Annotated in this window: 20 protein-coding genes, 1 tRNA gene and 3 pseudogenes; 17 read left to right on the top strand and 7 right to left on the bottom strand. The window is 68.6% G+C overall.

Going from position 1 to position 16,538, the window contains the following annotated elements; genetic code table 11:
- Positions 1 to 23 precede the first annotated feature (23 nt).
- From QQK48_RS06280 to QQK48_RS06270, 4 genes and pseudogenes are all read left to right on the top strand, one after another.
- A complete protein-coding gene (locus QQK48_RS06280; protein WP_284327850.1) occupies positions 24 to 992 on the top strand; it encodes a hypothetical protein in 969 nt (322 codons plus the stop codon).
- A 219-nt stretch (positions 993 to 1,211) separates the two neighbouring features.
- Positions 1,212 to 1,442: pseudogene (locus QQK48_RS19420) on the top strand (Gfo/Idh/MocA family protein); the annotation flags it as partial.
- A 65-nt stretch (positions 1,443 to 1,507) separates the two neighbouring features.
- Positions 1,508 to 1,900 (top strand): annotated as a pseudogene (locus QQK48_RS19415) (Gfo/Idh/MocA family protein); the annotation flags it as partial.
- Positions 1,857 to 2,123 carry a hypothetical protein gene (locus tag QQK48_RS06270; RefSeq protein WP_284327848.1) on the top strand — a complete coding sequence of 89 codons (267 nt, stop codon included), beginning with the start codon at positions 1,857 to 1,859 and terminating at the stop codon, positions 2,121 to 2,123. The pseudogene QQK48_RS19415 and the gene QQK48_RS06270, both read left to right, overlap by 44 nt.
- 2 nt (positions 2,124 to 2,125) lie before the next feature.
- Here QQK48_RS06270 and QQK48_RS06265 read toward each other — a convergent pair whose 3' ends face one another.
- Positions 2,126 to 2,713 (bottom strand): SGNH/GDSL hydrolase family protein, encoded by a 588-nt coding sequence (locus QQK48_RS06265; protein ID WP_284327847.1) that lies wholly within the window; start codon positions 2,711 to 2,713, stop codon positions 2,126 to 2,128.
- A gap of 135 nt (positions 2,714 to 2,848) precedes the next feature.
- Here QQK48_RS06265 and tmk point away from each other — a divergent pair, with 135 nt between their 5' ends.
- From tmk to QQK48_RS06235, 7 genes are all read left to right on the top strand, one after another.
- Positions 2,849 to 3,508 carry a dTMP kinase gene (gene tmk / locus QQK48_RS06260; RefSeq protein WP_284327846.1) on the top strand — a complete coding sequence of 220 codons (660 nt, stop codon included), beginning with the start codon at positions 2,849 to 2,851 and terminating at the stop codon, positions 3,506 to 3,508.
- The gene (locus tag QQK48_RS06255; RefSeq protein ID WP_348523500.1) at positions 3,509 to 4,303 is read left to right on the top strand and encodes a DNA polymerase III subunit delta'; all 795 of its coding nucleotides are present in this window, start codon (positions 3,509 to 3,511) and stop codon (positions 4,301 to 4,303) included.
- Positions 4,304 to 4,476: 173 nt separating this feature from the next.
- Entirely contained in the window at positions 4,477 to 4,650 is a 174-nt protein-coding gene (locus tag QQK48_RS19410) for a hypothetical protein (RefSeq protein WP_348523499.1), read from the top strand.
- 113 nt (positions 4,651 to 4,763) lie between these two features.
- Positions 4,764 to 6,221, top strand: a complete 1,458-nt coding sequence (locus QQK48_RS06250; RefSeq protein WP_284327845.1) for an alpha/beta hydrolase — start codon at positions 4,764 to 4,766, stop codon at positions 6,219 to 6,221.
- 36 nt (positions 6,222 to 6,257) lie between these two features.
- Positions 6,258 to 6,328: transfer RNA gene (locus QQK48_RS06245), tRNA-Thr, on the top strand.
- Between the two features lie 191 nt (positions 6,329 to 6,519).
- Complete coding sequence (locus QQK48_RS06240; RefSeq protein WP_284327844.1) at positions 6,520 to 6,891, top strand: hypothetical protein; 372 nt, start codon at positions 6,520 to 6,522, stop codon at positions 6,889 to 6,891.
- Positions 6,846 to 7,586 (top strand): hypothetical protein, encoded by a 741-nt coding sequence (locus tag QQK48_RS06235; RefSeq protein ID WP_284327843.1) that lies wholly within the window; start codon positions 6,846 to 6,848, stop codon positions 7,584 to 7,586. The genes QQK48_RS06240 and QQK48_RS06235 overlap by 46 nt, the downstream gene beginning before the upstream one ends.
- On the opposite strand, the gene QQK48_RS19405 is transcribed toward QQK48_RS06235, so the two are convergent.
- Positions 7,522 to 7,752 (bottom strand): RNA-binding S4 domain-containing protein, encoded by a 231-nt coding sequence (locus tag QQK48_RS19405; protein ID WP_348523498.1) that lies wholly within the window; start codon positions 7,750 to 7,752, stop codon positions 7,522 to 7,524. The genes QQK48_RS06235 and QQK48_RS19405 overlap by 65 nt on opposite strands.
- A 279-nt stretch (positions 7,753 to 8,031) precedes the next feature.
- Between QQK48_RS19405 and QQK48_RS06225 the strand changes: the two genes are divergently transcribed.
- Both QQK48_RS06225 and QQK48_RS06220 read left to right on the top strand, forming a co-directional pair.
- The gene (locus QQK48_RS06225) at positions 8,032 to 8,181 is read left to right on the top strand and encodes a hypothetical protein (protein ID WP_284327842.1); all 150 of its coding nucleotides are present in this window, start codon (positions 8,032 to 8,034) and stop codon (positions 8,179 to 8,181) included.
- Between the two features lie 162 nt (positions 8,182 to 8,343).
- Complete coding sequence (locus QQK48_RS06220; protein ID WP_284327841.1) at positions 8,344 to 9,195, top strand: tocopherol cyclase family protein; 852 nt, start codon at positions 8,344 to 8,346, stop codon at positions 9,193 to 9,195.
- 37 nt (positions 9,196 to 9,232) lie between these two features.
- Here the strand turns inward: QQK48_RS06220 and QQK48_RS06215 are convergent, their stop codons facing one another.
- A complete protein-coding gene (locus tag QQK48_RS06215) occupies positions 9,233 to 9,970 on the bottom strand; it encodes a hypothetical protein (protein WP_284327840.1) in 738 nt (245 codons plus the stop codon).
- A gap of 310 nt (positions 9,971 to 10,280) precedes the next feature.
- Here QQK48_RS06215 and QQK48_RS06210 point away from each other — a divergent pair, with 310 nt between their 5' ends.
- From QQK48_RS06210 to QQK48_RS06195, 4 genes are all read left to right on the top strand, one after another.
- On the top strand, positions 10,281 to 11,129 hold the full coding sequence (locus tag QQK48_RS06210) for an MFS transporter (protein ID WP_284327839.1): 849 nt from the start codon (positions 10,281 to 10,283) through the stop codon (positions 11,127 to 11,129).
- The gene (locus QQK48_RS06205) at positions 11,093 to 11,707 is read left to right on the top strand and encodes an MFS transporter (RefSeq protein ID WP_284327838.1); all 615 of its coding nucleotides are present in this window, start codon (positions 11,093 to 11,095) and stop codon (positions 11,705 to 11,707) included. The genes QQK48_RS06210 and QQK48_RS06205 overlap by 37 nt, the downstream gene beginning before the upstream one ends.
- Before the next feature lie 346 nt (positions 11,708 to 12,053).
- Positions 12,054 to 12,503, top strand: coding sequence for a family 43 glycosylhydrolase (locus QQK48_RS06200; RefSeq protein ID WP_284327837.1), 450 nt, complete (start codon positions 12,054 to 12,056; stop codon positions 12,501 to 12,503).
- Positions 12,490 to 13,089 carry a glycoside hydrolase family 43 protein gene (locus tag QQK48_RS06195; RefSeq protein ID WP_284327836.1) on the top strand — a complete coding sequence of 200 codons (600 nt, stop codon included), beginning with the start codon at positions 12,490 to 12,492 and terminating at the stop codon, positions 13,087 to 13,089. Before QQK48_RS06200 ends, QQK48_RS06195 begins: the two co-directional genes overlap by 14 nt.
- Positions 13,090 to 13,301: 212 nt before the next feature.
- Here the strand turns inward: QQK48_RS06195 and QQK48_RS06190 are convergent.
- The 4 genes and pseudogenes from QQK48_RS06190 to QQK48_RS06175 form a co-directional block, all read right to left on the bottom strand.
- Positions 13,302 to 14,772 (bottom strand): annotated as a pseudogene (locus QQK48_RS06190) (NAD-dependent succinate-semialdehyde dehydrogenase).
- 70 nt (positions 14,773 to 14,842) lie between these two features.
- Positions 14,843 to 15,670, bottom strand: a complete 828-nt coding sequence (locus tag QQK48_RS06185; protein ID WP_284327835.1) for a methylenetetrahydrofolate reductase — start codon at positions 15,668 to 15,670, stop codon at positions 14,843 to 14,845.
- A gap of 119 nt (positions 15,671 to 15,789) precedes the next feature.
- Positions 15,790 to 15,927, bottom strand: coding sequence for a hypothetical protein (locus QQK48_RS06180; RefSeq protein WP_284327834.1), 138 nt, complete (start codon positions 15,925 to 15,927; stop codon positions 15,790 to 15,792).
- A gap of 104 nt (positions 15,928 to 16,031) precedes the next feature.
- Complete coding sequence (locus QQK48_RS06175) at positions 16,032 to 16,382, bottom strand: GntR family transcriptional regulator (protein WP_284327833.1); 351 nt, start codon at positions 16,380 to 16,382, stop codon at positions 16,032 to 16,034.
- Positions 16,383 to 16,538: the final 156 nt, after the last annotated feature.

Below are 16,538 nucleotides of genomic sequence, written 5' to 3'. Positions count from 1 at the left end.
CGGAGGTACTGGGGGAACACAACGTGGGCGCCCAGTTCCGGGTGTCATGGGACGGCGACGCGTCCTACGGCGTGACCGCGGTAGCGGTGCTCGAGTCCGATGGGCGGCTCGTCAATACGCCGACGATGTGGTCCATGGACGTGTTTGCGCCCGAGGGCTTTTCGATAGCGCAGACGTGGCCTCAGTACGATGACGTCGCGAACCGGACCGCCACGGCTTCCTTGTCGCTGCTCGACTCGACATGCCTGACCGAGGTCGAGTTGGAGCACGGGTGGGTGGCACCGGCATCAGGCGAGGCGACCGTGCACACGCTCGTCCAGGTACGTGACGAAGACGGGCAGCCGCTCGTGACCTTCGTCGACGCGCTCGGACTGGAGGGCACGACCGTGACGTTCTCGGCGCTGGTGGACCGAGGCGCTGTCCAGGAGGTGCAGCCGGTCACCGAGGCCGAAACGACGACGGTGCGCGAGGAACGCGCCGGCTTCACAGCGTCGCCTCCCTCCGCGGCAGTCGCTCGTGACCTCGTGGCTTCGGCCGGTGTGCCGCTCGCTGAGGCGGGGGCTGGCTTGGCGCTGGCACAGACCTGCGAGGCTGAGGTTGACTCGGCGGTCGATCCGCTCGTGGTCCCCGTCGAGCCCGCGATGCCGCCGCTGCCGGGGGAGGTGACGTTGACGGCCCTCGAATCCGGTGCGCCCATGGTCATGGACGGCGACTACTCGGCAGACGCGTGGTACGCAAACTCCGTGTACCAGTGGATGTTCGTCCGGGACGGCGAGGTGGTGGCGAATGTGAGTGCGTCGCTGGCGATTGAGGACGTCGCGGGTGACGAGGTCGAAGGAGTCGGGGCGGGGACACGGGCGGCGTGGTACTCCGGCGTCGACTCCGAGTGCAGCGACATCTCTCAGGCTCACCCCGGGCAACTACGGCCTCGTGATAGTCGCACAGAAGGGGATTCCACCGGTGGCGATGGACCAGTACGGCGTCGGGGATGACGGCACCTTCAGCACGTGGATCGACGCCGGAGAGGTGACGATCGTCGAGTAGGCGCACCCAAGCGCCACCTGCCCCTTGCGGGACCACCCACCCGCGCGGCTAGGCTCGCGGCATGACTGCAACGACGCCCTTCACCGCCCCGCACCCCATGCACGCTCCCGCCTTCAAGTGGGGAATCCTCGGAGCCGGCGGCATCGCCAGGAAGGCTTGCGGACGCCGTGAACGAGGCGACGCAGTCCGAGGTGGTGGCCGTGGCCGCCGCATCGAGCCAGGAACGCGCCCAGGCGTTCGCCGACGAGAAGGGCATTGCCAAGGCCTACGGGTCCTACGAGGAGCTCGTCGCGGACCCCGACGTCGACATCGTCTACGTGGCGACCACCCACAACAACCACCACGAGCCCGCCATCCTCGCCATCAACGCCGGCAAGCACGTGCTGGTGGAGAAGGCGTTCACCCAGAACGAGGCCCAGGCCCAGCAGATCGTCGACGCCGCCCGCGCCAAGGGGTGTTCGTCATGGAGGCGATGTGGGCGCGTCACCTGCCTCACATGTACGCCCTGCGCGCCGCCATCGCTCGCGGCGAGATTGGCCGCGTCATCTCGGTCCAGGCCGATCACGGTCAGCCGATTGCCCACGTGGAGCGTATGGCGCGCGCCGACCTCGCGGGTGGTGCCCTGCTCGATCTCGGCGTCTACCCCATCGCCTTCGCGCACGACATTCTCGGCGTCCCCACCGCCATCACCGCGGTCGGCGACCTCACCGAGACGGGTGTGGACAGTCAGGTGTCGATGGTCTTCCAGTACGAGGGAGCACAGGCGAGCCTGACCACCACGATGAACGGTCGCACGCCGTGCCAGGCACACATTGGCGGTACGGAGGGCGCGATCGAGATCGAGGGCACCTTCTACAACCCGACGCGCTTCACCGTGCGCCGCCTGGACGGCACCAGGCTGGACGTACGACGGCGATGCTCCCAACGGCTTCCAGTTCGAGGCGGCCGAGGTGGCCCGCGGTGTCGCCGCCGGCCTCACGGAGTCACCGCTTCACACGCTGGAGCACTCCTTGGAGATCATGCGCATCATGGACGAGGTCCGTGCGCAGATTGGCGTGGTGTACCCGAACGAGCGGTAGGCCTACTCGCCGCCGATCACGTTCGTCGTCAGTTCCGCGACGGCGGCGTGGCCGGCGGCGGTGAGGTCGCCGTCCGCGCTCACGAGCCCAGGAGTGTCGTCGAGACCCTCGCCGAGGTCCACGTAGATCGCGCCCACGGATGCTGCCGCCTCTTCGACGGCGTTGTCGAGCACGTCGACGGCGTCGTCGGTGCCAATCGCGAGGCCCGTGACGGCGTAGATGGTGGCCTCGGGGAACGTCTCGCGCGCCTCAAGGTACGTGGCGCGCACGGCCGCGCGAATCTCTCCCGGCGTCGCGCCCAGGTCGTCGATGCCACCCGAGACGACTACCACATCGGGCTCATCCGCTGCGAGGACGGGCAACTGCTCGCGATAGGTCGCCATGCAGACGCCACGCTGGGTGTATCCCGACCCCTCGCAGCCCGCGTTGACCTCGATCCAGCCTTGGTCCTGGGATACCGAGTCGACCCATGATGGGGCGTCGGTGGGCGCCGTCGCGGTGGCGGAGTCGCCCAGGAACACGGCGGTGGGCGGCTCCGGTGAGCACGCCACCAAAGGCGATGCCATCATCGCCGCAACAAGAATCGCCACGCGTCTCATGTCACCCCTCAGTGACCAGTCTCTCCCTGTACCTATCGGCAGGGGAAGGGGCACGCCGCAGTTTTTTGTGGCCGATGTTTCGGTCGCCGTCCGTACCTGTCTGAGGCCGCGGGTAGGTTGGTCCGCATGACCGGGTTCTTCGTGGTGTTTGAGGGTGGCGACGGCGTGGGCAAGACCACGCAGATCGACCTTCTTGCCGCGCATCTGCGTGCCGCTGGCCGCACGGTGACGGTGACGCGCGAGCCCGGCGGCACTGACCTTGGGGTCGAGTTGCGCCAGGCGATCATGCATGGCGGGCACGTGGCCCCGCGCGCGGAGGCGCTGCTGTACGCGGCAGACCGGGCGCACCACATCGCGACCAAGGTGAGGCCCGCGCTGGAGGCGGGCGGCATCGTGATTCAGGACCGCTATCTCGACTCGTCGGTGGTGTACCAGGGCGGTGCGCGGGGTTTGGGTGACGAGGTGGAGCACATCTCGCGGTGGGCCACCGAGGGGCTCCTGCCGCACCTCACCGTGGTCCTCGACATGGAGCCTCGCGCGCAGCGCCTCGACCGCGAACTTGACCGCGTCGAGCGGGAGACGACCGCGCACCACGCGCTGATTCGGCAGGCCTTCCTCGATCGCGCCGCCCTCGATCCGGGACGCTACGCGGTGATCGACGCAGCCCGTTCCATCCCCGAGGTGACGGCCGATGTGGTGGCGGCCGCGGCATCGGCCCTCGCCTTGGCGGGGTTGGCGCCGGTGCCATCCGAGCCTCAGGGCATCGAGCCGTGGGGAACGCCATGAGTGTGTGGGACGAGCCTGGTCGGTCAGCAGGACGCCATCGCGCCGCTGAAGGCGGCGGCCGAGCGGCCCGAGGCCATGACGCATGCATGGCTGGTGACGGGGCCTCCGGGATCGGGGCGGTCGGTGGCGGCGCGCGCCTTCGCAGCCGCGCTCCAGTGCCTCGACCAGGGCTGTGGAACCTGCCGCGCGTGCACCACGGCGCTTTCGGGCACACACGCCGATGTCACGGTGCTCGCAACCGAGAAGGTCGTCATCGGCATCGACGAGGTGCGCGACCTCGTTGCCACCGCCCAGACCAGCCCGTCCGAGGGCCGCTGGCGGGTGCTGATCGTCGAGGACGCGGACCGGATGGCCGAGCGCACCACCAACCTGCTGCTCAAGTCCATCGAGGAACCGCCTGCGCGCACGGTGTGGGTGCTGTGTGCGCCATCGGCCAACGACGTTCTGGTCACCATCCGGTCGCGGTCGCGCCATGTGGGGTTGCGCGTGCCCGACCCCGAGGACGTGGCACGGCTGCTGGTGGACCGCGACGGCATCGAGCCGGGGCTCGCGCGGGAGTGCGCGTACGCGGCGCAGAGCCACATCGGCGTCGCGCGACGCCTGGCCCGCGACCCCGATGCCAGAGCGCGCCGTGAGCAGATTCTGGCCTTGGCGACGGAGATCAGGGGCGTGGGCGACGCGGTCCTCGCCGCCGCGGATCTGGTGGCCGTGGCCGAGGAGGACGCGAAGGCGGCGACAGAGGAGCGTGACGTGGCGGAACGCAACGAGCCTGTTGCGCACGCTCGGAGCCGATGATGGCGGACGCCTGCCTCCGGCCCTGCGCAGTCAGGTGAAGCAACTGGAGGAGGACCAGAAGCGCCGCGCCACGCGCCACAAGCGGGACGTGCTCGACCGTGCGCTGTTGGATCTGATGAGCCTCTACCGCGACGTGGTGGTGTTGCAGGTAGGCGCGGACCAGCCCCTAGTCAATGAGTCTCACCGCGGTCACGTGTCGCAGGCTCGCCGACCGGACGGCGCTCGCGGACTCCCTGCGGTGCCTCGACGCGTTAGGGCAGGCGCGCAAGCGCCTGGCGGGCAACGTGTCCCCGGTGCTCACCATGGAGGCCATGGCCCTCGCCCTGCGTCCTCGCACGGCGGCCTAAGCGAAGTCGGTGGCGCCGCGTAGGCTGGCCGCCATGACCTCCCTCTTCGTGCCGCCGCACTGCTCGCGGCGGGCGTCCTGTTGCTGTCCGCGTGCGTTCCCGACAAGACCCAGGTGAGCCCTTCCGATGGTGCCTCCGATGGTGGCTCGCCCACGGCATCGGGCTCGACGGGGGACGGGGTGTACGGCCAGCAGATTGAGTGGAATACCTGCGGCGATCTCGACTGCGCCACCATCCAGGTGCCGCTCGACTGGGACGAGCCCGAGGGCGAGACGGTCGACCTCGCGATCAACCGGTACCCGGCCGCGGATCAGGACGCGCGCATCGGCTCGCTGCTCATCAACCCTGGTGGCCCCGGTGGCTCCGGCCTGGGCTACACCGAGGCCTTCGTGTCCTCTGCAGGCACGGACCTGCTGGATGCCTATGACGTGGTGGGCTTCGACCCGCGCGGCGTGGGGGAGTCGACCCCCGTGGCATGTGGCGCTGACTCCACGATCGACGACTACTACATGGCCGATGTGGTCATCGAGAGCCAAGCAGACGTCGACGCGGAGGTGCAACGCACCGCAGCGTTCGCCGCGGGATGCGAGCAGGCGACGGGAGACTTCCTCACCGAGGTCGACACCGTCAGCGCGGCGCGTGACATGGACCTCCTCCGGAGCCTGCTCGGCGATAACGCACTGCACTACATGGGCTTCTCCTACGGCACCCAGTTGGGCGCCACCTACGCCGAACTGTTCCCCGAGAACGTGGGGCGCATGGTGCTCGATGGTGCCCTCGACCTCACGCTGACGGATCAGGACCTCACGCTGGGCCAGGCGGGCGGCTTCGAGAACTCGTACCGCAACTACCTCGCCTGGTGCGTCGACCAGGGCGACTGCCCGCTCGGATCCACGGTCGAGGAGGGGCTCGCGGAGACGACGGCGCTGCTGGACATGGCGCTCGAGGAGCCGCTCTTCACCGCGTCGACACACGACCTCAACCGCAATCTTCTGCTGTACGGGATCATCGTCACGCTGTACGACGAGGCTTCCTGGGGGTACCTCACGCAGGCCTTCGAGGAGATCGAGACCACCGGCACGGGCGCCGTCATGTACCAGTTGGCGAACTTCTACTTCGACCGTGACCCGTCCACCGATACGTATACGTCGAACTCCACGTGGGCTTTTACGGCCATCAACTGTGCCGACTCGACGGACCGCGAGGCGACCACGTTCGCGGACATCGAGGACTTCACCGTGGAGGCCGAGGAGGTCTCTCCCACGTTCGGCTGGTGGTTCGCCTCGGGCACCGGCTGTGACGGCTGGCCTGAGTCGGATGCCGAGACAGTGACGAGTCTCGACGAGGCCGCGGCCGGAGGCGCGGACAAGATCGTCGTGGTCGGCACCACTAACGACCCGGCCACGCCCTACGCGTGGGCTGAGGCGATGGCGGACCAGTTGGGAGCCCCGTTGCTGACCTACGACGGCGAGGGTCACACGGCGTATGGGCGTTCCAACGCCTGCATCGTGGACAACGTCGACGGCTTCATGGTGGACGGCGAACTCCCGGATTCGGGAACTCGCTGCTGACCCGCTATCATGGCTACTCGCACCCCTCGGGTGCTGGCCGCCTTACCAGTCGGCAGAGCGATTCACTCGTAATGAATAGGTCAAGGGTTCGATTCCCTTAGGCGGCTCGAGAAAGCCCCCGGTCACCGTCAGGTGGCCGGGGGCTTCGTCGTCTCGCGGACGACTCTTGGCGCCCTGGGAGTCACTGAGTGCCCGGTGTGACGCGAAAGCGGGCACTCAGTGACTCCCAGAACGCGATCGCCTTCGGTACGCTCGCGATAGCGGCGGGCGAGCGTCGCCGGTGCTCCGGGGGGACGCGATGACCGAGCCGACGACCGCGCAGGCGCAGCCGCGACATGAGGACCGGACACGTCGGCAGTGGTGGCGCGTGCCGGCGGCCGTCACGGTGACGTTCGTGATCCTGTGGCGTGCTGCCTCCCTGGCGTCCGGCGGCCTCGTCCTGTGGGGGTTCGGGGGAATCCTCGGGCTCGCCGTGATCGTGGGTACCCTCGTGGGCGCTGCAGCGCTGCTCGGCGCGGTGGGCGTGGTGTTGACGGGCAAGCCGCGCATCGGCGCGAGTGTTCTCGCTGTCGGCGCGGTGGCGGTGATGCTTGCCGCGGGGCCGCGCACTTCGGCGAGATCCCGATGCTGTGGTGGGCGTCGGGAGGCATCGACCTGGTCTATCCGTTAGCCGCCGCAGGTGGAGCGCTCGTGTGGGGCGCGTGCGTCGGCGGATGGCCGATGCGGGCAGCAGGCATCGCGGCAGCGATCGCCATGGCTGTCGTGGCAAGCGCCGCCTTCGACGTACCGGAGGAGGTCAATCCCGATGCGGTTGCGCCCACGAAGGATGAGGCTTGGGTTCGGTACCGCGAGGCGGAGTCGGGCAACTGGTCCTCGGATGCGCCTGGGGCGACCCTGGCGTATGCCTCGTCCTACGGCGGGCCTTCCTCCGCCATCGTCACGGACGCTGGCGGGGTGGTGCTGGTGCGGCAGACCCTTGACAGCCCCTCGGCTGATAACGCCGATCGCTTCGCCTGTTGGATGATTGCGGACCCCAATCCCGGCGTCGTGGAGCCCGAGCGCGGCAGCAACACGTTGACTGCCGCGGACTGTTCGGACGCCTGTGCCGTCGACGAGGACGGTGCGCACCGCCTCGACGGCCTGGGGTACAGCCGCCGTGAGGGTCTCGGATACGTCATCGTCACGTCGGGGGAGGCGGACCGGGTCGTGAGCGACGACGACGGCACCGCGGCTCCTCCGGTGGCCACTCGTGCCGGAACTGCGGACGATGTCGCGGCCGTCGTGGAGGGGCTTCGGCCCATCAATGACGCGGAACTGCGGCGCCTGTTCGAGGACAGTTGGGCGCTCTCCGAGGAAGGCGGCTAGGGCCGGTTCGCTCTCCTCGCGCGCTACTCGACGACGCGCGCCCGCCGTCCGCCGAACGCGACCACGTCGCCCACCTGGGCCGGCGTCCCCGGCGCAGGTCTTCTTCGCCGTTGACGGTGACCTCGCCGTCGCGGATTCGCTCCTTGGCGATGCCGCCCGAGTCCACAAGCCCCGCGAGCCTGGAGGAACTGGCCGAGGCGGATGGTCCCGCCGCCGGTGGAGACCTCGTCAATCTGGTCGCGCTGAGTCATGGTCGCATGCTAACTGGGCTCGCGGTCTTCCACCGCGCATGCCTGCCATGCCACGATGCGTCCAGGGCATCGTGCCCACATGGAGGTCAGCATGGACACGCGTTACGATCCTGGCGCCTTGACTCGAGCATCCGCTGTGAGCGCGGCGGAGCAGGCTCAAGGCAGGAACGTGGGAAAGCGTCGAGGCGCTCGCCGTGCTGGCCATCGCGGCCAAGGGCACGCCCGATGCTGCGGTGCTTCTTGAACGGGCGTCGGGTGCGGCCTCGGGACTGCGCGCCGGCACCTGGGAGAGCATTCGCGCGCTCGGGTGGCTCGCGCGGGCTCAGACGGAACTGCGCGGCTAACAGCCATGGGTGACGGCCGCCGGCTGTCCGCGAGTGTCTCTATGGCGGCGCAATCGGCCATGAGGTCCGTGTCGCGCCCAGTGGTCCGCACGGTAAAAACGCTTGCCTCGACATGGCACCCCGCTGGCTACCACGGCGACTACCAGGGTGGACGAGGGTTCTTTGAGGGCTGGTACGTCAAGGCTGGTCTCCGCAGACCTCAGCGCCAGAATCGCCGTTATTCCGGGCATCTTTCTGGGAGGAAACGGAGGAAAGGGAGGCAGCGACGAGGCGTTCGTCCAGGTGCTCGACGGCGTGACAGGGGACTCGTGGTACGAGGCTTTTCCTGCACAGGACTTCCTCGCCGACCCTCGCCGCTTTGATGTCGCGATCGCCCGCAACCGCTTCGGAGAACGCGGCATCGATGTGGGCCTCGAGGGCTCGGGCCTGGCGGGGCGGGTGGACTTCACCAGCCCACTCGATCCCTGGCCCGTCACCCCCACTGCGCCCGGGGTCATGGGCCGCTACGCGTGGGTGCCTGTCATGGAGTGTTACCACGGGCTGCTCTCCTTCGGCCACGATCTCTCGGGGACCCTCACCCTCGGCGGTCGCCACCTGGACTTCTCCGGCGGACGCGGCTATCTCGAGAAGGACTGGGGTCGGGCCTTCCCCGCGGCGTATGTGTGGATGCAGAGCAACCATTTCTCCGTGCTCGGCCTCAGCCTGTCCGCATCGATCGCCATCGTCCCGTGGGGGCGTACCCGCTTCCGGGGCTTCATCGTCGGTCTGCGCACGCCCGAGGGTCTCCACCGATTCGCGACCTACACCGGCGCGCAGGTCACCATGCTCGAGATCGACGACGCCGAGGTGAAATGGCGCCTCACCTCACCTCAGGGTGAGAGCCTCGAACTGGTCGCCGAACGTCGGCGCGGGGGCTCCTCCATGCCCCCATTCGCACCGAGATGCACCGTCGCGTGGAAGAAACGCTCGACGCTCGCGTCCATGTGCGGCTGGCCGATGCGGCGGGAAAGGTGATCGTCGAGGACACCGGGCACGCGGCCGGGCTGGAAGTTCATGGTGAGCAGAGCGACTTGTCGAGATGCGGGGCACCAGATAGGCGCCGGAGGCGCTGCTGAGTAAGGCTTGCTAGGCCGTGCTGGCGAGGCTCGTTTAGTGCCGCGAGATACTCGTCCGTCATCTCGGGGCACACCACCACGGCAAGTGCGGCGCCCGCGGTCGAGGGTGACCCTGGATCGGTCCGCGAGGTGTCCGAGGCGTCCGCGATCGCAGCGACAAGTTCCGCACGCGAGCCGTCGGTGAGGGTGCGGCACATGTCGCGGGCGTAGTCGCCGGCATCGTCTGATCCGTAACGGACGAACGCGTTCTTGCGCACGTCCACGTCGGACTCCGCACCAAGGATCGACGGGTTGTTTAGCGTGCGCACCAGGATGTCCTCGGTTTCCGAGGCATCGGGCAGTACCGCGAAATGCTCGTCCAGCGCCCAGCCCAACTCGGTCTCAGCCACGGTCGAGAGGGCAACCGCCGTGTCCTGGCCGCCGATGCGCTCGTGGAACGTGCGGCCGATGTCCTCCGCGATGATCGTCCCGATCTGCTCTTCGACGGCGGTGACGGTGCTCCAGAACTGCACGGCGGGATCGGCCGTCGCGGAGGTGCCCGACCGCTCAGCGCTCAGCGTCGTGGTGTCGCCAGCGGCGGTACTTGCCGCGGCCATCGTGACGTCCGCAGATGACGCGCAACCGGCGCAGGCCAGTGCTGCGGCGATCACGGAGGTGAGGAGGAGGCGGGGCATCGAGGTCCTTACGTTGGGGTGTCATGACGTGGTGCGCCTCGATGCGCGTGCGGTCATCCATCGTCACATGGCGGTCGCGCGTGCCAGGGCGGTTTCGGCTTCGGTGGGGTTGCGGTTGAGTCACATTTCGGACACGACGTGGGACCAAGGCCACTTTGTTGGGACCGGTCACAATGGCATGGTGGAATGACATGTCGGACCCGAAGGAGGGCCCGCCCCCGCGCGGGGCCGCCCTCACGGGTCCGTCTCGCGCCCGGCACCCCGAACTCCGGACGCCCGTTGTGCGCCCTCGCAAGAAAGGAGGGCACCCGTGAGCGTCCCGACCTCATTGCCCGCCTCCACCGCCCCATCGTCATCGACCCTCGGCTCGTCGCTGAAGCGCGCCGTGTTCTGGAACTACGGCGGCCTGTACTTCTTCTACTTCGCTATCTGGCAGATCTTCTTTTCGTTCCATGGACTGTGGTTCCACGCCAAGGGAATGGACGGCGGTGACATCGGCCTCATCAACACCGTCATGGCCGTCACCGCGCTGTGCCTGCAACCCCTCTACGGCTACCTCCAAGACCGCCTCGGACTGAAGAAGCACCTGTTCTCGTTTGTGGTGTTGTGCGGTGCGATGGTGGGTCCGTTCTTCGCCTTTGCCTTCCCGCCCCTCATGGAATGGAGCATGACCGGCGCCGCAGTGGTCGGCGGCATGTTCATGGCACTCGTGCTCCTCGCGGGCGTCTCCGTCGTCGAGGCCTACAACGAGCGCGCATCCCGCGCCAACCACTTCGAGTACGGGCACGCCCGCCTGTTCGGCTCCATCGCCGGAGGAACGATCACCCTGGTCTCCGGCTGGATGTGGGCCAACGTCAACCCCGACAGCATCTGGTGGGCGGCCTCGTTCTGCGCCATCGTGCTCGGCGCCTTGCTGTTTGTCGCCAAGGTGCCCGATGCCGCCAAGGGTGCCGCCGCATCGGCCGATGCCACGCGCGGCACCGCGATCACCAAGGAGACCCTCAAGCGGCTGGTGACGGACCGTAGGCTTCGTCGGATTCGTGGTGCTGATGTTTGGCACCGCGGCGCTCTACGACGTGTTCGATCAGCAGTACTCGATCTACTTCGCGCAGCACGTCTCGCATGGCAACCCCGAGCAGGCTGTTTTCCTACGTGGTGACCATCCAGATCTTCTGCGAGGCGGCCGTGATGCTCGTGGCGCCATGGTTCATCAACAAGATTGGCGCCAAGCGCGGTCTGCAGATGTTCGCCGCGATCCTCGTGGTGCGCGTCCTGGGGTCGGCGCTCGTGACGACCACCGAGGCGCTCATCGCGTGGAGGCTGCTGGCCGCCATCGAGATGCCACTCATGCTGGTGTCGGTCATGAAGTACATCACCAGGGTGTTTGACGTCCGAATCTCGGCGACCGCCTACATGCTGGGCTTCGGCGTCGCCAAGTCGCTCGGCGTGGCGGCGTTCTCGCTGCCGTTCGGGGCGGCGTACGACTCGATCGGATTCGCCAACACCTACCTGGTGATGACCGGTGTGATCGTCACCGTCACCGTCATCGCGAGCTTCCTCATGCGAGACGACAGGAGCCTGCGCGCGCCTGGCGAGGACGAGGAACTTGACCTTGACCTCGACCCGGCGGTCGCGGCGCTCGTTCCTGCTGACAGCACTGTGACGGCGGGCATCGTCGATCGCGACGCGCTGGAGAACGGGTTCGACCGTAGGTACTCACTCGTCCGTGCCCGGTAGGTCGCATCGATGGCGAGCGACGTGCCGGGCGCGGCACCCGGATTGCCCACTGGGGTGCACCAACGTGCGCGGGCGCGCCGTGGCGGTCCACTAGGGCGCACGCCGTGAGGTGGGCGTTCTGGTGGACCTTGAGGGCGTCCTCGTGCACCTGGGTGTCGCCCAGTGGGCGGTGAGGGTGGGCAGACGCAGAGCGAGGCCCAGAGCGAGGCCCAGTCCGCACTCACCGCCTGGTCCAGGATGTGCGGCACTTGGACCCCTGGCTCGCGTCCGCTACGATTTACAACGTTAGAAAGCAGGCGCTACCGGCCATCTCGACCGCGCGCCCACCCGTGAGACTGAGGCCCGCATGACGATCGACACCAGCATCCCCAGCCCCATCGTGCTGCAGCGCGCCGACCCGTGCGTGCTGCGCGTGGACGGCCAGTACTACTTCACGGGCTCGTACCCGCTGTATGACCGCATCGTCCTCCGTCGCGCCTCGTCCCTCGAGGATCTGCAGTCCGCCGACGAGGTGACCATCTGGACCAAGCACGAGGCCGGCCCGCAGTCGAACCTCATCTGGGCCCCGGAGATCCACCGTGTGAATGGCGCCTGGTACATCTACTACGCCGCGGCCCCCAACGGCGCCCCGAGTGCCGACGAGCCTGGCACCGCCGAGACCTTCAACCACCGCGTCTACTGCCTCGAGTGCACGGATGCCAACCCGCTCGCCGGCACCTGGGTCGAGCGCGGCCAGGTCGACACCGGCTGGGAGTCGTTCGCGCTGGACGCCACCAGGCTTTGTGCACGGCGGTGAGCAGTACCTGGTGTGGGCGCAGCAGGACCTCGCGATCGAGGGCAACTCCAACCTGTACATCGCGCGCATGGAGAATCCCTGGACGCTCGGCACCCCCGCGGTTCTCCTCACCCGCCCCGAGTTTGACTGGGAGTGCCAGGTGTTCTCGGTCAACGAGGGCGCATCCGTGCTTGTCCGTGACGGTCGCATCTTCCTGACCTACTCGGCCTCCGGCACGGGGATCGAGTACGCGATGGGCCTGCTCACGGCATCGGCCGATGCAGACCTGCTCGACCCCGCGTCCTGGGAGAAGTCTCCTCAGCCCGTCTTCACCTCGGATCCCTCGGCGGGGATCTATGGTCCGGGCCACAACTCGTTCACCGAGGACGCCGACGGCAACACCGTGCTCGTCTACCACGCTCGCACCTACACGACCATCGTGGGCGACCCGCTGTGGGAGCCCAACCGCCAGGCGTGCGCGCAGGTGCTTCCCTTCGTTGACGGCGAGCCCCAATGGGGAACGCCCGCGCCGCTTCAGCGGCCGGCGCCGACGGCGACGGACGTGCTGCCGGCATCGGGCCTGCCCGAGGGCGACGCCGCCGCCTGAACCCGCCTCCGCCTGAACCCGCCTCCGCCTGAACCCGCCTCCGCGCCCTCACTTTGAACCACTCTTGCCAGCGACACGCGGTGTCATAGGCCCGATGCCGTGGCTGGCCCGGCGTGTCGGGCTCAGATCTGGTTCAAACTGTCGGGCGGGCGGCTGGGAGGGTGGAAGGTTGGGCCGGTGGAAGGGCGGGAGGGCGGAGGCACGTGCACGGGTCACGCGCTGAACGGGTCCGCCGTCATCGTGTACTTGGTCTCCAGATACTCGTGGACGCCCTCGGCGCCGCCCTCGCGGCCCAGCCCGGACATCTTCCAGCCGCCGAACGGAGCCGACGCGTTCGACACGACGCCGACGTTGAGGCCCATCATCCCCGTCTCGAGCGTCTCGATCATGCGCTGGCCGCGCGCCAAGGAGTCCGTGTAGACGTAGGACACCAGGCCGTACTCAGTGCGGTTCGCCAGCGCCACGCCTTCGTCCTCCGTGTCAAAGGTGGTGATCGCGAGCACGGGGCCGAAGATCTCCTCACGCATGAGGTCCGCGTCCGCGGGCACCTCCGTCAGGACGGTTGGCTCGAAGAACGTGCCTGGCCCGTCGACGCGCGAGCCGCCCGTCAGCAGCGTGGCGCCCCGTTTCACGGCATCGGCGACGAGGGCGGCAGCCTTGTCGACCGCGTTCGCGTCGATGAGGGGGCCGATGCTCACTCCGTCCTCCGTGCCGCGCCCAACCTTCATCTCTCGCACCCGCGCTGTCACCCGCGCTGCGAAGTCCTCCACCACAGATGAGTGCACGATGAACCTGTTGGCCGCCGTGCAAGCCTGGCCGATGTTGCGGAACTTGGCCGCGATCGCGCCGTCCACGGCATCGTCCAGCGAGGCGTCGTCAAACACCACGAAGGGCGCGTTGCCGCCCAGTTCCATCGACGTCCGCAGCACTCCGCCGGCTGCCTTCTCCAGGAGTGACGAGCCCACGGACGTGGAGCCGGTGAACGACAGTTTGCGCAGGCGTGGGTCGGCGAGGATCGGTTCGGATACCTCACCGGACGATGCCGTGGTCAGCACGTTCACGACTCCCGCCGGCACCCCGGCCTCCTCCAGCAACGCGGCGAAGGCGAGCGTGGTGAGCGGGGTGCGCGAGGCCGGCTTGATGACGACGGTGCACCCAGCCTGCGAGCGCTGGAGCGATTTTGCGGGTGGCCATCGCGAGGGGGAAGTTCCACGGCGTGATCAGGTAACACGGTCCCACGGCGTGCTGCGACACGATGGTGCGCCCGGTGCCCTCGGGGTTGGCGCCGTAGGCGCCTCGGATGCGGGCGGCTTCCTCGGAGAACCATCGGAGGAACTCGCCGCCGTACTTCACCTCGCCGCGACTCTCCGCGAGCGGCTTGCCCATCTCCAGGGTCATGAGGAGCGCAAAGTCGTCCGCCCGTTCCGTGAGGAGGTCGAAGGCGCGACGCAGAATCTCGCCGCGCTGTCTGGCAGGGGTGCGGGACCAGGTGGGGAAGGCGTCGGCCGCAGCATCCATGGCGGCGCGTGCGTCGTCCGCGGTGGCCGATGCAATGGTCGACAGTGTCGTGCCCGTCGCCGGGTCCGCGACGTTGAGGGTTCCGCCGTCGGACGCGCCGCGCCATCGGCCGCCAACGAACAAGTCGGTCGGAACGGACTCCAGCAGGATGCTCTCGCGGTTCATGACGGTGTCAACGACAGACGTCCGCGGATCCATCCGCCCAGCGCGGTCCCGTGGCCGATGCCAGGCGCGGCTAGCGTGCCGCGAGCCAGTCGAGCGTCGCGTCCAGGCCGCCGAACGTGTAGAGGTGGGTGCTGACGTCGCCGTGGCCGGGCGTGAGGCCCGCGAGCACCTCGTCGAGCAGGTCGTCGGGCCCGGCCGAGCCGAGCATGCCGCCCAACTGCGCGCCGTACTTGCGCGCGAGCACCGCTGCTGAACCCATGCCGAGCCTGCGCGCGAAGGCAAGGAGACGTGCCACCCCCATCGGGCCGGGGACACCGACGCGCACCGGCAGGTGGATGCCACGCTCGCGGGCGGCGGCGATCCAGGCGAGCACCGCATCGGCGTCGAACGAGACCTGTGTGATGATCGAGCCGGAGATGCCTTGCGCGGCGAGCGCATCGGCCTTTGCGGCCAGCGCCTCCCACAACACGTCGGTGGCGATGTTCGGGTGGCCCTCGGGGTATGCGCCGATGCCGACCTGCCGCACGCCGTGCCGCGCGAGGACTCCCGACTCGATGACCTCGAGGGCGCTCGAGTAGGGCCCTGCCGGTGTACGCGGGTCGCCGCCGATGACGAACAGCGACTCCTGTGCCGTGGCGTGGGCCAGGGCCGCGACCGTGCTCTCGAGTTCATCTGCGGTCGTGAGCCGTCGCGCGGCCAGGTGAGGCACCGGGGTGAGGCCGTGGGTCACGAGTTCCGACGCCGTCGCGACGCGGTCCGCGGGGGACTCGGTCGCGAGTGCCGTCACGTGCACGCGGGCGCCGCGAGGTAGCCGAGAGGTGGATTGTGCCACGCGGGGCAGGTCGGCGGCGGAGATCTCCAACGAGAGGTCCGCGAGGACGGCGTCGTGGCCGGTCATCGGTGGGGACCTCCTCGGTCCATCAGGAAAACGTGCGCCACCACTCTAGGCGATCGCCGCCGGCGCCCTGGGAGTCGCTGAGTGCACGGTTCCGCGCCTATATGCGCACTCAGTGACTCCTAGGGCGCAGTCTGGCCGGCCTCGTGATCGATTACCGCCTCGAGCGTCCCGAGAATGTGTGCCCGCGTGGCGCTCTCGACGGCATCCGCGTCCGTGCCCGCCGCGATGAGGTCGATCAGCGCGTCATGCTCCTCCAAGACCGCGACCGCACGGCCCGGGGCGTGGAACGACGCCGAGTTGCGGATGAGGCTCCGCGCGAATCCACTCGTGTTCCAGCAGCGAGGTGAGCCGCGCGTCGCCGCTACGGGAGCATAGGTGGGCGTGGAGGCGCCGATGCAGGCTCGCCGTAGGCGGGACCGTCGTAGGTCTCGAGTGCCGCGCGCATCCGTGCGTTGAGGTCGCGCGCCTCATCGAGGTCGTCGGGGGTGAGGTGCGCCGAGGACAGTGCAGTGCCAAGGCCCTCAAGCCTGGCCAGCAGGTGCATCGATCGCTCCCAGTCATCGGCGTCATGCGCGCGCACCAGCGCCCCCACGTTAGGAACGATTTGCACCCACCCCTCGGCCTCCAGACGCCTGAGGGCTTCGCGCCATGGCACGGAGGAGATGGCGTGTTCGCGGACCAGGCTGATCGACCACGAGCCGATGCCCCGCACCGTAGGTGCCTCGGGTGATGCGTGAGCGAAGGATGCCGTACGCCTGGTCCGCTTTGCTCGTCGCCACGTTGCGCCTCCGGGTTGCTGGGCCGTCCGCGCGGAAGGGCCGTGGGACAGGACTGCTAGCGCATTTTAGCGTCGGGGCCACTGCGACCC

This window comes from Demequina litorisediminis (assembly GCF_030161615.1).
In the GTDB taxonomy this organism is placed as follows: domain Bacteria; phylum Actinomycetota; class Actinomycetes; order Actinomycetales; family Demequinaceae; genus Demequina; species Demequina litorisediminis.
Note: the sequence above shows the minus strand (reverse complement) of the source record. Positions and strands in the feature narration are given on the sequence as shown.

Bases quoted from the DNA above. Each gene is read 5' to 3' on its own strand.
- tmk (WP_284327846.1), top strand. From the start codon at position 2,849: ATGACCGGGTTCTTCGTGGTGTTTGAGGGTGGCGACGGCGTGGGCAAG.
- QQK48_RS19410 (WP_348523499.1), top strand. From the start codon at position 4,477: ATGAGTCTCACCGCGGTCACGTGTCGCAGGCTCGCCGACCGGACGGCG.
- QQK48_RS06240 (WP_284327844.1), top strand. From the start codon at position 6,520: ATGACCGAGCCGACGACCGCGCAGGCGCAGCCGCGACATGAGGACCGG.
- QQK48_RS06235 (WP_284327843.1), top strand. From the start codon at position 6,846: ATGCTGTGGTGGGCGTCGGGAGGCATCGACCTGGTCTATCCGTTAGCC.
- QQK48_RS06215 (WP_284327840.1), bottom strand. From the start codon at position 9,970: ATGCCCCGCCTCCTCCTCACCTCCGTGATCGCCGCAGCACTGGCCTGC.
- QQK48_RS06205 (WP_284327838.1), top strand. From the start codon at position 11,093: ATGGCAACCCCGAGCAGGCTGTTTTCCTACGTGGTGACCATCCAGATC.
- QQK48_RS06200 (WP_284327837.1), top strand. From the start codon at position 12,054: ATGACGATCGACACCAGCATCCCCAGCCCCATCGTGCTGCAGCGCGCC.
- QQK48_RS06185 (WP_284327835.1), bottom strand. From the start codon at position 15,670: ATGACCGGCCACGACGCCGTCCTCGCGGACCTCTCGTTGGAGATCTCC.